Here is a 13,914-nt window from a genome sequence, read left to right as displayed (position 1 = left end):
ATGCCCGCTCCCACAGGGGTTTGCGGTGTCGCTACTGCTGGTGCTCGGCACCTTGCAAAGCTTCGTCACCCAACTGCAAGGTCACACCATGCTCGACCTTCTCTTCCTCGAACAAGCGCCATACCTGGCCACCTTCACTACCCAGCAATTCAACGAAACGACGCCCGTCAACCTTGTCCTCCAACTGCCCCACATAGCGCCCGGCCTCGACCCGGCTCAGCAGCACCTTGCGGTCTTTCTCCGGCTGGGTGGGCGAAATCAGGTTCAGTTCCAGGCTCTGCGGGTCGCTGTTGCCGGCCAGGCGCACATCGACTTCGCCGGTCAGCTCATCCAGGTGCACGCCGGCCTTCAGGCCCAGCGTCTGTGCCAGCAGTTCACGGTCCAGCGAGCGGTTGATGCCCTTGCCAGCCTCGTAGTAGTTGTCGTTCACCAGGTTGTCCGGGTTGTGCACGGCGATGCTGACCATGGTCAGGCTCAGGCACACCGAGGTGGCGAGGATGCCGATGATGATCCAGGGCCAGAGGTGTTTGTACCAAGGGCTGGCGGCGGTGGCAGGCATTGTGGGTTATCTCTCTTAGCGGATCTGTGGGCCGATGAAGCGGCTCTTGGCTTCAACCTGGGCGTCGCTGTCATCGGCGCTCTTGAGGATGAAGGTGATTTCGTTGGTGGTCGACGGCAGTTTCTCGGGCGCGATCGACAATTGCACCGGCAGGCTGACGATATCGCCAGCGTCCACGCGGATCTCGCGCTGGCCCTCAAGCTTCAGGTCCGGCAGGCCGGTGGCGTCCAGCACGTAGACGTGGTCACGCTGGTCCTTGTTCATCACCTTCAGGCTGTACACGTTCTCGATCCGGCCCTGGGCGTTCTCGCGGTACAGCACGCGGTCCTTGCTGACGTCGAAGCCGACCAGTGAACGGGTAGCGAAGGCGGTGGCCAGACCGACCATCATCACCAGCAGCACCACGGCATAGCCGATCAGGCGCGGGCGCAGCAGGTGGGTCTTCTGCCCGGACAGGTTGTGCTCGGTGGTGTAGCTGATCAGCCCTTTGGGGTAGTTCATCTTGTCCATGATGTTGTCACAGGCGTCGATGCATGCGGCGCAGCCGATACACTCGATCTGCAGGCCGTCACGGATGTCGATGCCGGTGGGGCAGACCTGCACGCACATGGTGCAGTCGATGCAGTCGCCCAGGCCTGCGGCCTTGTAGTCCATGTCCTTTTTACGCGGGCCGCGGGTTTCGCCACGACGCGGGTCGTAGGAAACGATCAGCGTGTCCTTGTCGAACATCACGCTCTGGAAGCGCGCGTAGGGGCACATGTACACGCATACCTGCTCGCGCAGCCAACCGGCGTTGCCGTAGGTGGCGAGGGTGAAGAAGCCGACCCAGAAGTAGGCCCAGCCGTCGGCTTGGCCTGTGAAGAATTCGGTGGCCAGTTCGCGGATCGGCGAGAAATAGCCGACGAAGGTCATGCCGGTGACGAAACCGATCAGCAGCCACAGGCTGTGCTTGGCGAACTTGCGCAGGAACTTGTTGCCGCTCATGGGAGCTTTGTCGAGCTTCATGCGCTGGTTGCGGTCGCCTTCGGTGATTTTTTCGCACCACATGAAAATCCATGTCCACACACTTTGTGGACAGGTGTAGCCACACCACACCCGGCCGGCGAACACAGTGATGAAGAACAGGCCGAAGGCGGCGACGATGAGGATGCCCGACAGCAGGATGAAATCTTGCGGCCAGATGGTGGCACCGAAGATGTAGAACTTGCGTTCGGGCAGGTTCCACCACACGGCCTGGTGGCCGCCCCAGTTCAACCACACGGTGCCGAAATACAGCAGGAACAGCACCGCCCCGCCGACCATGCGCAAGCGTCGGAACAAGCCGGTGAAGGCGCGTGTGTAGATCTTCTCCCGGGAGGCGTAGAGGTCGACGGAATCCTTCCCTTTGTTGGCAGGCGGGGTGACGTCATGTACCGGAATTTGCTTGCTCATCATCAAGTCCCACGGCAGTGGAGAAACGCCGCAGCCAGTGCGTGCCGGCCGCAGTCTCGCGCAATCTGCTAGCGCTCTGCGGCCCATGATACGCCGCTGATGGCAGTATGGGGTCGCGCTGCGACCTTTAGTCGCGTTGGGTTCGTGGCGTGAATCGTGTTATGGCGGGTGTCAATTGATCCAGGTCATGGGGCCTGCAACAAATGCAAGGCTGTACCGGCCTCTTCGCGGGCTTGCCCGCTCCCACAGGTTCCTCACCAGTCTTGAGGTGGGTGTAGTCCCTGTGGGAGCGGGCAAGCCCGCGAAGAGGCCGGGCCTGCTTACTCGGCCTTGGCCGGCTCAGCCTGCTGCGACAGGCTGTACACATATGCAGCCAGCAAGTGCACCTTGTCATTCCCCTGCAGCTGTTCCTGGGCCGGCATCTGCCCCTGGCGACCATAACGAATGGTCTGCTGCAACTGGGCAAAGCTCGAACCGTAGATGAATGCCTGCGGGTGGGTCAGGTTCGGCGCGCCCATGGCTGGCGTACCCTTGCCCTCAGGTCCGTGGCAGGCCACGCAGTTGGCGGCAAAGATCTTCTGCCCGTTCTCGGCATCGGCCTTCGCGCCTTCCGGCAGCGTACGGCCATCCAGCTTGCTGACCACGAACGCCGCCACGTCAGCCACACCCTGATCACCGATCACCTCGGCCCAGGCCGGCATCACGCCGTGGCGGCCGCCCATGATGGTGGTCTTGATGGTGTCCGGCTCGCCACCCCAGCGCCAGTCGTTGTCGGTCAGGTTGGGGAAGCCGAAGGCACCCTTGGCGTCGGAGCCGTGGCACACCGAGCAGTTCGAGGCGAACAGCCGCGCGCCCATTTTCAGTGCCTGCGGGTCCTTGGCCACTTCCTCGATAGGCATGGCGGCGAACTTGGCGAAGATCGGCCCGAAGCGGGCGTCGGCCTTGGCCATTTCCTTTTCCCACTCATGCACACCGGTCCAGCCCGGTTGGCCGTTGGAGAACTCGGTCTGCTTGTCGTTATCCAGGTACGCGTAGCCCGGCAGGACGCCTTTCCAGTTGCCCAGGCCCGGGTACAGCACCAGGTAGCCGAGGGCGAAGACGATGGTGCCGACGAACAGCCAGAACCACCATTTAGGCAGCGGGTTGTCGTACTCCTCGATGCCATCGAAGGCATGCCCGACGGTTTCGTCGGTGACCTCTTCGCGCTGGCCCTTGCGGGTCGACAGCAGCAGCCAGGTCAACGAGAAGATGGTGCCCAGGGTCAGGACGGTAACGTACAGACTCCAGAAGGTTGTCATTGTTTTTTGCTCCCAGAAGCTTTTTCGTGCTCTTGCTCGACGTGGCGGCAGGCTGCGGGGTCATCCGCGAAAGGCAGTTGGGTCGCTTCGTCGAAGTCCTTCTTGCGCCGTGGGTTGAACACCCACAGCGCCAGGCCCACGAAGGCCACCATCACCACGACGGTGCCCAGACCGCGAATCATCCCGATATCCATCAGCGTCACCGTTTGCTCTTGATGATGGTGCCAAGACCCTGCAGGTACGCGACGATGGCGTCCATTTCGGTCTTGCCCTTGACCGCGTCGCGGGCCCCGGCGATGTCGGCGTCGGTGTACGGCACGCCGAGGGTGCGCAGCACTTCCATCTTCTTCGCGGTGTCCTGGCCGTCGAGCTTGTGCTCGACCAGCCACGGGTACGACGGCATCTTCGATTCCGGTACCACGTTGCGCGGGTTGTACAGGTGCGCACGGTGCCAGTCATCGGAGTAGCGGCCACCAACCCGGGCCAGGTCTGGCCCGGTGCGCTTGGAGCCCCACAGGAACGGGTGGTCCCACACGCTCTCGCCGGCCACCGAGTAATGGCCGTAGCGTTCGGTTTCGGCACGGAACGGGCGGATCATCTGCGAGTGGCAGCCCACGCAGCCTTCGCGGATGTAGATATCGCGGCCTTCCAGTTCCAGCGCGGTGCGCGGCTTCATGCCCTCCACGGGCTTGTTGGTGACGTCCTGGAAAAACAGCGGGACGATCTGGGTCAGGCCACCGACGCTCACGGCGATGACCATGAAGAAGGCCAGCAGGCCTATGTTCTTCTCGACGGCTTCATGCTTCATCAGTGCGCTCCCACGACGATGATCTTGGCGGCTTCCTCGGCCTGTGCCGGGTTGGCGGCACGTACGGTACGGAACACGTTGTAGGCCATCAGCAGCATGCCGCTGGCGAAGAACGCACCGCCCAGGGCGCGGACGATATAGCCAGGGTGGCTGGCCTGCAGGGCTTCGACGAAGGAGTAGGTGAGGGTGCCGTCATCGTTGATGGCGCGCCACATCAGGCCCTGGGTGATGCCGTTTACCCACATCGAGGCGATGTACAGCACGGTACCGATGGTGGCCAGCCAGAAGTGCGCGTTGATCAGGCCGACGCTGTGCATCTGCTCGCGGCCATACAGGCGCGGGATCATGTGGTACACGGCGCCGATCGAGATCATCGCCACCCAGCCGAGGGCACCGGCGTGGACGTGGCCGATGGTCCAGTCGGTGTAGTGCGACAGCGAGTTCACGGTCTTGATCGCCATCATCGGGCCTTCGAAGGTGGACATGCCGTAGAACGCCAGCGACACCACCAGGAAGCGCAGGATCGGGTCTGTGCGCAGTTTGTGCCAGGCACCGGAGAGGGTCATCATGCCGTTGATCATGCCGCCCCAGCTGGGTGCCAGCAGGATGATCGACATCACCATGCCCAGCGACTGTGCCCAGTCGGGCAGGGCGGTGTAGTGCAGGTGGTGCGGGCCGGCCCAGATGTACAGGGTGATCAGTGCCCAGAAGTGCACGATCGACAGGCGATACGAGTAGATCGGGCGCTCGGCCTGCTTGGGTACGAAGTAGTACATCATCCCCAGGAAGCCGGTAGTGAGGAAGAAGCCCACGGCGTTGTGGCCGTACCACCACTGGATCATCGCGTCGGTGGCGCCGGAGTAGGCCGAGTACGACTTGAACAGGCTTACCGGCAGGGAGATGTGGTTGACGATGTGCAGCATCGCGGTAACCACGATGAAGGCTCCGTAGAACCAGTTGCCGACATAGATGTGCTTGGTCTTGCGCTTGACGATGGTGCCGAAGAACACCAGCCCGTAGGTGACCCAGACGATGGCCAGCAGGATCGCCAGCGGCCACTCGAGCTCGGCGTATTCCTTGGTGGTGGTGTAGCCCATCGGCAGGGTGATCAGCGCGCCGACGATTACCGCCTGCCAACCCCAGAAGGTGAAGGCGGCCATGCTGTCGGAGATCAGCCGGGTCTGGCAGGTGCGCTGCACCACGTAGTAGCTGGTGCCGAACAGCGCACAGCCCCCGAAGGCGAAGATCACCAGGTTGGTGTGCAGCGGACGCAGGCGGCCGAAGCTGGTCCAGGGCAGGTCCAGGTTCAGTTGCGGCCATACCAGCTGCGAGGCGATGAAGACGCCGAGGCCCATGCCAAGGATCCCCCAGACCACCGTCATGATGGCGAACTGGCGGACGACCTTATAGTTATAAGCAGTCGGACTGATTGCTGTGCTCATTGCTAAGGTTCCACGGTTTTGATGTTCTTGTTGGTCGAAAAATCGGCGCCAGTATTGATAACCACCGAGGTTACCGCAACGCAACTTTGGTACGCCGACCCGTGCCCGAGCCCGTTCACTGATGTCCCGCAGCGATCGGGTCTGGACGATTGTACACAAATAAATATTTGTAATGTGTACCGTTTTTCGTCTTTTTCTGATCGATCGGTCAAGCTTTTTATCGGGACGGCGACAGGCTACGCGCCGCGTCTGCTTCGGTCCTTTCGGAGCGAGGCCCACTGAGGCAACAAGCTTAGTTGTGTTCGGAGGGGGTGCAAGGAGGGGTAGAGCGGGGGAGGGGCTGCTTTGCAGCCCTTCGCGGGCTTGCCCGCTCCCACAGGTTCACCACAATACTTGAAATCTGTGGTTGACCTGTGGGAGCGGGCGAGCCCGCGAATGGGTGTTACTTGGCTGTCAGGTCTGGCGAAGCTTGATCCTGCGACAGGCTATACACATACGCGGCCAACAGGTGCACCTTGTCGTTGCCCTGGATCTCGGCCTGCGCCGGCATCTGACCCTGGCGGCCATAACGAATGGTCTGCTGCAGCTGGGCAAAGCTCGACCCGTAGATGAACGCCTGCGGGTGGGTCAGGTCTGGCGCGCCCATGGCTGGAGTGCCCTTGCCTTCGGGGCCGTGGCAGGCCACGCAGTTGCCGGCGAAGATATCCTTGCCCTTGGCCGCGTCGGCCTTGACCCCTTCAGGCAGGCTGCGGCCTGCAAGGTCGGTGAGCACGAACGCGGCCACATCGGCCACGCCCTGCTCGCCGATCACTTCAGCCCAGGCCGGCATCACGCCGTGACGACCGTTCATGATCGAAGCCTTGATGGTTTCCGCTTCGCCGCCCCAGCGCCAGTCCTTGTCGGTGAGGTTGGGGAAGCCATAGGCACCCTTGGCATCCGAGCCGTGGCACACCGAGCAGTTGGAGGCGAACAGGCGGCTGCCCATCTTCAGTGCTTGCGGGTCCTTGGCCACTTCTTCCACGGGCATGGCGGCGTACCTGGCGAAGATCGGGCCGAATTTCGCGTCGGCCTTGTCCATTTCCTTCTGCCATTCGTTGGCGCCGGTCCAGCCGTTTTCATAGCCCGGCAGGATGCCCTTCCAGTTGCCCAGGCCCGGGTAGAGGATCAGGTAGCCGACCGCGAATACCAGGGTGCCGACGAACAGCCAGAACCACCACTTGGGCAGCGGGTTGTCGTATTCCTCGATGCCGTCGAAGCTGTGGCCCATGGTCTGGTCGGTGGTGTTGCCCTGGCCCTTGCGGGTGGCGAGCAACAGCCAGGTCAGGCCAATCAGGCTACCGATGGTCAGTACGCAGATGTACGTACTCCAGAAGGTGGTCATTGCCCGTTACTCCTTTTTGCAGCAGGTTCCTGTCCGGCAGAGGGCAGGCGGTCGTCGACGAAGGGCAGCAGGCGCGCTTCGGCGAAATCATGGTCGCGGCGGCGGTTGAATACCCACAGGGTGAGCCCGATGAAGGCGATCATCACCACCAGGGTACCCAGGCCGCGGATCATGCCGATGTCGATTTCCATCGCACTCACCTCTTGTTCTTGATCGCGGTGCCGAGCACCTGCAGGTAGGCGACCAGGGCGTCCATCTCGGTCTTGCCCTTGACCGCGTCGCGGGCCCCGGCGATGTCGTCGTCGGTATACGGCACGCCCAGAGTGCGCAGGGTGCGCATCTTGGTATCGGTGTGGCTATTGTCGACCTGCTGGGCGACCAGCCACGGGTACGACGGCATCTTCGACTCCGGCACCACGTTGCGCGGGTTGTACAGGTGCGCACGGTGCCAGTCGTCCGAGTAGCGGCCACCGACCCGGGCCAGGTCCGGCCCGGTGCGCTTGGAGCCCCACAGGAAGGGGTGGTCCCACACGCTTTCACCGGCTACCGAGTAGTGGCCGTAGCGTTCGGTTTCGGCACGGAACGGGCGGATCATCTGCGAATGGCAGCCTACGCAGCCTTCGCGGATATAGATATCACGGCCTTCCAGCTGCAGCGCGGTGTAGGGCTTCATGCCTTCGACCGGTTTGTTGGTGACGTCCTGGAAGAACAGCGGGACGATCTGGGTCAGGCCGCCGATACTGACAGCGAACACCATCAGCAGCGCCAGCAGGCCGACGTTTTTCTCGATGACTTCATGTTTCATCAGGCAGGTCTCCTCAAGCCAGCTGGGCGTTCGCAGGGGCGACATCGAGCGCCGGCGAACGCACGGTGCGCCAGGTGTTCCAGGCCATCAGGAACATGCCGCTGAGGAAGATCGCACCGCCAACGAAGCGCACGATGAAGCCTGGGTGGCTGGCCACCAGGGTTTCCACGAACGAATAGGTGAGCGTGCCGTCGCTGTTGACCGCGCGCCACATAAGGCCCTGGGCGATGCCGTTGACCCACATCGAGGCGATGTACAGTACGGTGCCGATGGTGGCCAGCCAGAAGTGCGCGTTGATCAGGCCGATGCTGTACATGCGCTCCTTGCCGAACACTTTCGGGATGGTGTGGTACAGCGCGCCGATCGAGATCATCGCAACCCAGCCGAGGGCACCGGCGTGCACATGGCCGATGGTCCAGTCGGTGTAGTGGGAAAGCGCGTTGACCGTCTTGATGGCCATCATCGGGCCTTCGAAGGTGGACATGCCGTAGAACGCCAGCGACACCACCAGGAAGCGCAGGATCGGGTCGCTACGCAGTTTGTGCCAGGCCCCCGAGAGGGTCATCATGCCGTTGATCATGCCGCCCCAGCTGGGTGCCAGCAGGATCAGCGACATCACCATGCCCAGCGACTGTGCCCAGTCCGGCAGCGCGGTGTAGTGCAGGTGATGCGGGCCGGCCCAGATGTACAGGGTGATCAGTGCCCAGAAGTGCACGATCGACAGGCGATACGAATACACCGGGCGTTCGGCCTGCTTGGGCACGTAGTAATACATCATCCCCAGGAAGCCTGCGGTCAGGAAGAAGCCCACCGCGTTGTGGCCGTACCACCACTGCACCATGGCGTCGGTAGCGCCGGCATAGATCGAGTACGACTTGGTCATGCTGACTGGCAGTTCCAGGTTGTTGACGACGTGCAGCATCGCCACGGTGAGGATGAACCCGCCGAAGAACCAGTTACCCACGTAGATGTGTTTGGTGTTGCGTTTCATCAGCGTGCCGAAGAACACGATGGCGTAGCTCACCCAGACGATGGTGATCAGGATGTCGATCGGCCATTCCAGTTCGGCGTACTCCTTGGAGCTGGTGTAGCCCAGCGGCAGGCTGATGGCCGCCAGCAGGATTACCAGTTGCCAGCCCCAGAAGGTGAACGCGGCCAGGCCCGGTGCGAACAGGGTGGTCTGACAGGTGCGTTGCACCGAATAATAGGAGGTGGCGAACAGCGCACAGCCGCCGAAGGCGAAGATCACCGCATTGGTATGCAGGGGGCGCAGGCGGCCGAAGCTGGTCCAGGGGAGGTCGAAGTTGAGGGAAGGCCAGGCGAGCTGGGCGGCGATGAAGACGCCGAGCCCCATCCCGACGATTCCCCACACCACCGTCATGATGGCGAATTGGCGGACCACCTTGTAGTTATAGGCGGTACTGCTGGTTGTGTTCATATGGGTTCCCATCCACGGTTATTTGGCAGGCTTTACAGCGAGGCAAGCATGATTAATGGGCAAAGTGCCGGTATTGACGGGGATCAATGGGCGAAGATCGGAAATGTCCCAGGCTTGCGCTGCGATCCCCCGCACGTTCAGGGCAAGGACGGCTACAAGGGCTGCCTGATCCTGGCCCACGGCGCAGGTGCACCGATGGACAGCGGGTTCATGGAGCAAATGGCGCAAAGGCTTGCGGCGCTTGGGGTGGCGGTAGTGCGCTTCGAGTTCCCGTACATGGCCGAGCGCAGGGTTACCGGCGGCAAGCGGCCGCCAAACCCGCAGAAGGTGTTGCTGGAATGCTGGCGCGAGGTGTACAGGCAGGTGCGACCTTTGGTCGCGGGCAAGCTGGCGGTGGGTGGCAAGTCCATGGGCGGGCGCATGGCCAGCCTGCTGGCCGATGAACTGGAAGCGGATGCACTGGTGTGCCTGGGCTATCCGTTCTATGCGGTGGGCAAGCCGGAGAAGCCACGGGTCGAGCACCTGGCCGAATTGAAGACACCGACGTTGATCGTGCAGGGCGAGCGGGATGCGCTGGGTAACCGCGAGGCGGTGGCGGGGTACGCGTTATCGCCGGCGATCGAGGTGAGCTGGCTGGTGGCAGGGGACCATGACCTGAAGCCGCTGAAGGCTTCGGGGGTCAGCCATGAGCAGCACTTGCAGGCGGCGGCTGAGAAGGTTGCGGCATTCCTGAAGGATTAGTGCTGGATTCTTCGCGGGCTTGCCCGCTCCCACAGGTACTGCACAGGCCCGCAAGCTTGTAGTGAACCTGTGGGAGCGGGCAAGCCCGCGAAGAGGCCGGACCAGGCTAGCGCTTAGTCGCGGTACTCGCACAGGTAAGCGGTATCCACCTTCACCTGCAGCTGGAACTTGCTGTCAGCCGGCACGTTGAACTTGTCGCCCGCCTTGAAGGTTTCCCAGTTGTCGCTACCTGGCAGCTTCACGGTCAGCGCACCCGAAACCACATGCATGATCTCGCGCTTGGCAGTGCCGAACTCGTATTCGCCCGGGGCCATCACACCGACAGTGGCCGGGCCTTCTTCGCCCGCGAATGCGATCGACTTGACGGTGCCGTTGAAGTACTCGTTGACCTGGAACATGGGCGACTCCTGAAAAGGGGGATGAAAAAGGGCTGGCCAGTATGCCCAAGGCCACGGGCCCCGTCATCTGCTTTCAGGTAGCGTCCGCCGGCAGGCTCAACGGCAGCAGCCGCGCGGTATTGCGCGCATCTTCCAGGGCCCGATGCTGCTGCCCGCAAAAGTGCATGCCGGCCAGCTGCAGTGCACCATTGAGCCCAGCAGGGCGCTGCAGGTGGCGGGCCTTGGCGAAGCGTTGCTTGAGGTTGATGTGCGGCAGGGTTCGCAACAAGCTGTCCAGGCCATGCTGTTGCCATTCCTGGTGCAGTTGCTGGCGGTCATAGTCGCCCCAGCTGACCCAGGCCTGAAGCTGCTCTCGATGGTGCCCAAGCCAGCGCTCGAAGCTTGCCCACACCTCGCGGAACGACGCGGCACTGTCCACGCTGGCCTGGCTGATGTGGGTCAGCTCACGGCAGAACGGGGTCAGCTGCGGCCGCCGCCGGGGCTTCACGAAGCGCTGGAAGTGGTCGACCTCGCGGCCTTCGCGGGTCACCAGGCTTGCGCCGATTTCAATCACTTCCATCTCTGTGACCGGCCACCCACCATTGTCGGTGGTGGCTTCAAGGTCGATCACCAACCAATGGCCCATACCAGGCTCCCTTGCAGATCCTGCTAGAGCGTAGCCAAACTCCAGGCATCCGGCACCCCCTGGCAATTTGCCCGTGGCTTTGGCACAAAGGGCCACGTAACGGCAGTTGTGTCCGGCCCGGAAAACGCCTAGCTTAGGCGGACCCAGGCATGAACCGTGATGAATGTCCGTCTTGACTCCAGCACCCGGCCTCAAGGCCCTGTTTTCCCTGATGCTGCTGACTGTGTTCTGGCTGGCGGCGCCGTCATGGGCGGCTGGTGCCGTCGAGGTGAAGATTGGCGCGGCGCATTTCCCGCCCTACACCGTGCGCCCGGAGCAGGGCGCCGACACAGGCCTGCTGCCGCAGCTGGTCGATGCGCTCAACCGCATGCAGCAGCACTACCACTTCGTTCTGGTACCCACGTCCATCCAGCGGCGTTTCGGTGACTTCCAGCAGGGCCGTACCGACATGGCCATTTTCGAAAACCCGCAATGGGGCTGGCAGCAGATTCCCCACCAGACCGTGGACATGGGCCTGGAAGACGCCGAAGTGTTCGTCGCCCGCCTGGCCGACGGTCGTGACCCGCGCTACTTCGACGACCTGCGCGGCAAGCGCCTGGCACTGTTCAACGGCTATCACTATGCATTCGCCGGCTTCAACCCCGACCCGGAATACCTGCGCACGACCTACAACGCGACCCTGACCTATTCCCACGACAGCAACCTGTTGATGGTGCAGGCCGGCCGCGCCGACATCGCCCTGGTCACGCGTTCCTACCTCAGCGATTTCCTGACGCGCAATCCGGCCAGCCGGGAGCGGTTGTTGCCTTCGCAGCGCATTGACCAGGTCTACCACCACTACGCCTTGCTGCGCCCGGGTGCACCCATCGGCGAGCAGTCGTTCGCAGCGCTGCTGCGCGCCCTGCGCGAGAGTGGCGAGCTGGCGCGCATCTTCGAGCCCTACCGCATCACGGTGGCCGCACCCCATAACTAAATTCCGGCGTGGCGGCAACGTTCTCAGCAGTGAGCCTTTTCTTCATTGCCGTGAGTCAAGTCCATGCCGTTCGATGCCGCTTCGCAACCCCAGTCAGTGCCACGCTGGCGCAGCCTCAGTGCCGAGGAGGGCGACCGCTGGCTGAGCCTGTCCCTCGAAGGCCGTCCGCTGATCCAGTTGCGCCTGGAGCTGGGCGCCCCCTTGCAGGTCCACCTTGAGCGGCTGTGCCCCGAGCGCCCCTGTCAGGCCTTGTGGGCCGCCTGCTATTGGTTGCTATCCCGCGACACGGTCTGCCAGCGCCTGGCCTGGTACCTGCCCGAAGTGCCGCCGCAGGCGTTGTCTCGGGCATTGACCAGTGGCCTGCTGCTGGCCGGCCAGCAGCCAGGCCAATACCTGTGCGAGCGGGCGCTGTTCTGGCAGTTGCCGCAGCCGTGGCTGGGGGAATCGGCCAGCGGGGCGTACCCGCAGCAGATGCACATCAGCAACGACAAGCGCCATCCGCGCCGCGCACCCAAGCCCCGTGGTGAAGTGTACCGGCGCTTCGACGCGCGGCTGGGAAGCTGGGTGTCGCTGCGCACCCTGGAGATCGAGCACGACCTGGAGCGCTTCAACCGCTGGCAGAACAACCCGCGGGTAGAAGCGTTCTGGCAGGAGGGAGGCACGCTTGCGCAGCACCGTGAATACCTGGGCAAGCTGGAAGCCGACCCGCATACCCTGACGCTGATCGGTTGCTTTGATGATGAGCCGTTTGCCTACTTCGAGGCGTACTGGGCCAAGGAAGACCGCATTGCGCCGTTCTACCCGGCTGATGACTACGACCGTGGTATCCACATGCTGGTCGGCGAAGAGCGCCACCGCGGGCCGCACAAGGTGGCCAGCTGGTTATCGGCGCTGGTGCACTACCTGTTTCTGGATGACCCACGTACCCAGCGAGTGGTAGCCGAGCCGCGTGCCGACAACGGCAAGATGATCGGCTACATGCACGACCAGTGCTTCCACTGCGACAAGGAGTTCGACTTCCCGCACAAGCGCGCGGCGCTGATGATTCTGGGGCGGGAGCGGTTTTTCGAGCGTTGCAGACTGGCTTGATATCGAGGTGGCTTCTTCGCGGGCGCGCCCGCTCCCACAGGTCCCCTCGGCTTTTGAAGGCTGTGCTTGTCCTGTGGGAGCGGGCGTGCCCGCGAAGAAGCAGGCTCTGCTCGATCAGGCTTGCCGGCTGGCCATCTTGCGGCAATGCACCAGCGCATCGCGGATCATGAAGTTGACCAGCGTCGGCGACACCCCCAGCTCCTTGGCAATGTCCTTCTGCGGCACGCCATGCAGGCGGTACATCTCGAAGGCATAACGGGTGCGCTGGGGCAGTTCGTTCAGCGCCTCGGCAATGTCATCCAGCGCCGCAAGGTTGATGTGGGTGGCTTCGGGGGAGGCATTCTGCACGACCACGTTCAGGCCTTCTTCCTCGCTGCCGGAGTACTTCAACTCCATGGCCTGCTTGCGGTAGTGGTCGATGGCCAGGTTGCGCACGATCTGGAACAGGTAGCTCAGTTGCGCCTTGAAAGAGGAGGTGATCTGCGGGGCAGCGCTGAGCCGGAAAAAGGCGTCCTGCACCACGTCTTCGGCGCGCGACCGGCAGCCGGTGATGCGGGCGGCGATCTTGACCAGGATGTTGCGGTTGTCGACGAAGGCCTGCAGTAATGGTGAATCGCACTTACTTGTGGATAGTTGTTCCGCCATGGAAATCACCTTGTCACAGAGGGGAAAGGACGCCCCCGAAGTTGGGAAGCTTCCTACGACGGGCGACAAGCTATTCAGAATGATAATGGTTGTCAAATGCGAAATGTAATTAGTTTCATGTGATTTCAGTTCTAAGGCGCAGCGATGGCTGGGTGCATGCCAGGCGCCACACCTCTCAAGGCATAAACCCACTAACTTTCACACAACCCAAAACCCCCAACCCCGCTAATTTCTCCCCCCGCCCATCCGTTCCCCTGTGTACACCTCAGGCCGCCACATGC

At 62.7% G+C, this 13,914-nt stretch carries 16 protein-coding genes; 3 read left to right on the top strand and 13 right to left on the bottom strand.

The genetic code is table 11. The annotated features are described in order from the left end of the window. Nucleotides 1–31: 31 nt before the first annotated feature. The 10 genes from CAF70_RS14700 to ccoN (CAF70_RS14650) form a co-directional block, all read right to left on the bottom strand. On the bottom strand, nt 32–559 hold the full coding sequence (locus CAF70_RS14700; RefSeq protein ID WP_085592831.1) for a FixH family protein: 528 nt from the start codon (nt 557–559) through the stop codon (nt 32–34). A gap of 15 nt (nt 560–574) precedes the next feature. Continuing rightward, nucleotides 575–1,990 carry a cytochrome c oxidase accessory protein CcoG gene (gene ccoG, locus CAF70_RS14695; RefSeq protein ID WP_085625440.1) on the bottom strand — a complete coding sequence of 472 codons (1,416 nt, stop codon included), beginning with the start codon at nt 1,988–1,990 and terminating at the stop codon, nt 575–577. Between the two features lie 320 nt (nt 1,991–2,310). Next, nucleotides 2,311–3,288 (bottom strand): cytochrome-c oxidase, cbb3-type subunit III, encoded by a 978-nt coding sequence (ccoP, locus tag CAF70_RS14690; protein WP_085625439.1) that lies wholly within the window; start codon nt 3,286–3,288, stop codon nt 2,311–2,313. Beyond that, entirely contained in the window at nt 3,285–3,482 is a 198-nt protein-coding gene (locus CAF70_RS14685) for a cbb3-type cytochrome c oxidase subunit 3 (protein WP_085625492.1), read from the bottom strand. The genes ccoP (CAF70_RS14690) and CAF70_RS14685 overlap by 4 nt, the downstream gene beginning before the upstream one ends. Before the next feature lie 5 nt (nt 3,483–3,487). Beyond that, on the bottom strand, nt 3,488–4,096 hold the full coding sequence (gene ccoO / locus CAF70_RS14680) for a cytochrome-c oxidase, cbb3-type subunit II (protein WP_085625438.1): 609 nt from the start codon (nt 4,094–4,096) through the stop codon (nt 3,488–3,490). After that, nucleotides 4,096–5,538, bottom strand: coding sequence for a cytochrome-c oxidase, cbb3-type subunit I (gene ccoN / locus CAF70_RS14675; RefSeq protein ID WP_085625437.1), 1,443 nt, complete (start codon nt 5,536–5,538; stop codon nt 4,096–4,098). Before ccoN (CAF70_RS14675) ends, ccoO (CAF70_RS14680) begins: the two co-directional genes overlap by 1 nt. Nucleotides 5,539–5,980: 442 nt before the next feature. Beyond that, nucleotides 5,981–6,919, bottom strand: a complete 939-nt coding sequence (gene ccoP, locus CAF70_RS14665) for a cytochrome-c oxidase, cbb3-type subunit III (RefSeq protein WP_085625436.1) — start codon at nt 6,917–6,919, stop codon at nt 5,981–5,983. Continuing rightward, complete coding sequence (locus CAF70_RS14660) at nt 6,916–7,110, bottom strand: CcoQ/FixQ family Cbb3-type cytochrome c oxidase assembly chaperone (RefSeq protein ID WP_085625435.1); 195 nt, start codon at nt 7,108–7,110, stop codon at nt 6,916–6,918. Before CAF70_RS14660 ends, ccoP (CAF70_RS14665) begins: the two co-directional genes overlap by 4 nt. Nucleotides 7,111–7,115: 5 nt before the next feature. Then, nucleotides 7,116–7,724, bottom strand: a complete 609-nt coding sequence (ccoO, locus tag CAF70_RS14655; RefSeq protein WP_013973492.1) for a cytochrome-c oxidase, cbb3-type subunit II — start codon at nt 7,722–7,724, stop codon at nt 7,116–7,118. Between the two features lie 13 nt (nt 7,725–7,737). Then, nucleotides 7,738–9,162, bottom strand: a complete 1,425-nt coding sequence (gene ccoN / locus CAF70_RS14650; RefSeq protein WP_085625434.1) for a cytochrome-c oxidase, cbb3-type subunit I — start codon at nt 9,160–9,162, stop codon at nt 7,738–7,740. Between the two features lie 48 nt (nt 9,163–9,210). On the opposite strand from ccoN (CAF70_RS14650), the gene CAF70_RS14645 reads away from it, so the two are divergent. Next, nucleotides 9,211–9,903: an alpha/beta family hydrolase gene (locus CAF70_RS14645; RefSeq protein WP_085625433.1), complete on the top strand. Its 693-nt coding sequence runs from the start codon at nt 9,211–9,213 to the stop codon at nt 9,901–9,903. Between the two features lie 113 nt (nt 9,904–10,016). Here the strand turns inward: CAF70_RS14645 and CAF70_RS14640 are convergent, their stop codons facing one another. Both CAF70_RS14640 and CAF70_RS14635 read right to left on the bottom strand, forming a co-directional pair. Continuing rightward, entirely contained in the window at nt 10,017–10,301 is a 285-nt protein-coding gene (locus tag CAF70_RS14640; RefSeq protein ID WP_003259920.1) for a pyrimidine/purine nucleoside phosphorylase, read from the bottom strand. Nucleotides 10,302–10,374: 73 nt separating this feature from the next. Further along, entirely contained in the window at nt 10,375–10,926 is a 552-nt protein-coding gene (locus tag CAF70_RS14635; protein WP_085625432.1) for an exonuclease domain-containing protein, read from the bottom strand. 172 nt (nt 10,927–11,098) lie between these two features. Between CAF70_RS14635 and CAF70_RS14630 the strand changes: the two genes are divergently transcribed. Together CAF70_RS14630 and CAF70_RS14625 are read left to right on the top strand one after the other, a co-directional pair. After that, nucleotides 11,099–11,899, top strand: a complete 801-nt coding sequence (locus tag CAF70_RS14630) for an ABC transporter substrate-binding protein (protein ID WP_085625491.1) — start codon at nt 11,099–11,101, stop codon at nt 11,897–11,899. A 63-nt stretch (nt 11,900–11,962) separates the two neighbouring features. Beyond that, on the top strand, nt 11,963–12,988 hold the full coding sequence (locus CAF70_RS14625) for a GNAT family N-acetyltransferase (RefSeq protein WP_085625431.1): 1,026 nt from the start codon (nt 11,963–11,965) through the stop codon (nt 12,986–12,988). Nucleotides 12,989–13,102: 114 nt separating this feature from the next. On the opposite strand, the gene CAF70_RS14620 is transcribed toward CAF70_RS14625, so the two are convergent. Continuing rightward, nucleotides 13,103–13,633: an RNA polymerase factor sigma-70 gene (locus tag CAF70_RS14620; protein ID WP_085625430.1), complete on the bottom strand. Its 531-nt coding sequence runs from the start codon at nt 13,631–13,633 to the stop codon at nt 13,103–13,105. Nucleotides 13,634–13,914: the final 281 nt, after the last annotated feature.

Source organism: Pseudomonas sp. B19(2017) (assembly GCF_002113165.1).
Taxonomy (GTDB): Bacteria; Pseudomonadota; Gammaproteobacteria; order Pseudomonadales; family Pseudomonadaceae; genus Aquipseudomonas.
This window is presented reverse-complemented; position numbering and strand designations above follow the sequence as displayed.

Bases quoted from the DNA above. Each gene is read 5' to 3' on its own strand.
- CAF70_RS14685 (WP_085625492.1), bottom strand. From the start codon at position 3,482: ATGGATATCGGGATGATTCGCGGTCTGGGCACCGTCGTGGTGATGGTG.
- ccoG (WP_085625440.1), bottom strand. From the start codon at position 1,990: ATGAGCAAGCAAATTCCGGTACATGACGTCACCCCGCCTGCCAACAAA.
- ccoN (WP_085625434.1), bottom strand. From the start codon at position 9,162: ATGAACACAACCAGCAGTACCGCCTATAACTACAAGGTGGTCCGCCAA.
- CAF70_RS14645 (WP_085625433.1), top strand. From the start codon at position 9,211: ATGATTAATGGGCAAAGTGCCGGTATTGACGGGGATCAATGGGCGAAG.
- ccoP (WP_085625439.1), bottom strand. From the start codon at position 3,288: ATGACAACCTTCTGGAGTCTGTACGTTACCGTCCTGACCCTGGGCACC.
- CAF70_RS14620 (WP_085625430.1), bottom strand. From the start codon at position 13,633: ATGGCGGAACAACTATCCACAAGTAAGTGCGATTCACCATTACTGCAG.
- CAF70_RS14700 (WP_085592831.1), bottom strand. From the start codon at position 559: ATGCCTGCCACCGCCGCCAGCCCTTGGTACAAACACCTCTGGCCCTGG.
- ccoO (WP_013973492.1), bottom strand. From the start codon at position 7,724: ATGAAACATGAAGTCATCGAGAAAAACGTCGGCCTGCTGGCGCTGCTG.
- CAF70_RS14640 (WP_003259920.1), bottom strand. From the start codon at position 10,301: ATGTTCCAGGTCAACGAGTACTTCAACGGCACCGTCAAGTCGATCGCA.
- ccoN (WP_085625437.1), bottom strand. From the start codon at position 5,538: ATGAGCACAGCAATCAGTCCGACTGCTTATAACTATAAGGTCGTCCGC.
- CAF70_RS14660 (WP_085625435.1), bottom strand. From the start codon at position 7,110: ATGGAAATCGACATCGGCATGATCCGCGGCCTGGGTACCCTGGTGGTG.
- ccoP (WP_085625436.1), bottom strand. From the start codon at position 6,919: ATGACCACCTTCTGGAGTACGTACATCTGCGTACTGACCATCGGTAGC.
- CAF70_RS14635 (WP_085625432.1), bottom strand. From the start codon at position 10,926: ATGGGCCATTGGTTGGTGATCGACCTTGAAGCCACCACCGACAATGGT.
- ccoO (WP_085625438.1), bottom strand. From the start codon at position 4,096: ATGAAGCATGAAGCCGTCGAGAAGAACATAGGCCTGCTGGCCTTCTTC.
- CAF70_RS14625 (WP_085625431.1), top strand. From the start codon at position 11,963: ATGCCGTTCGATGCCGCTTCGCAACCCCAGTCAGTGCCACGCTGGCGC.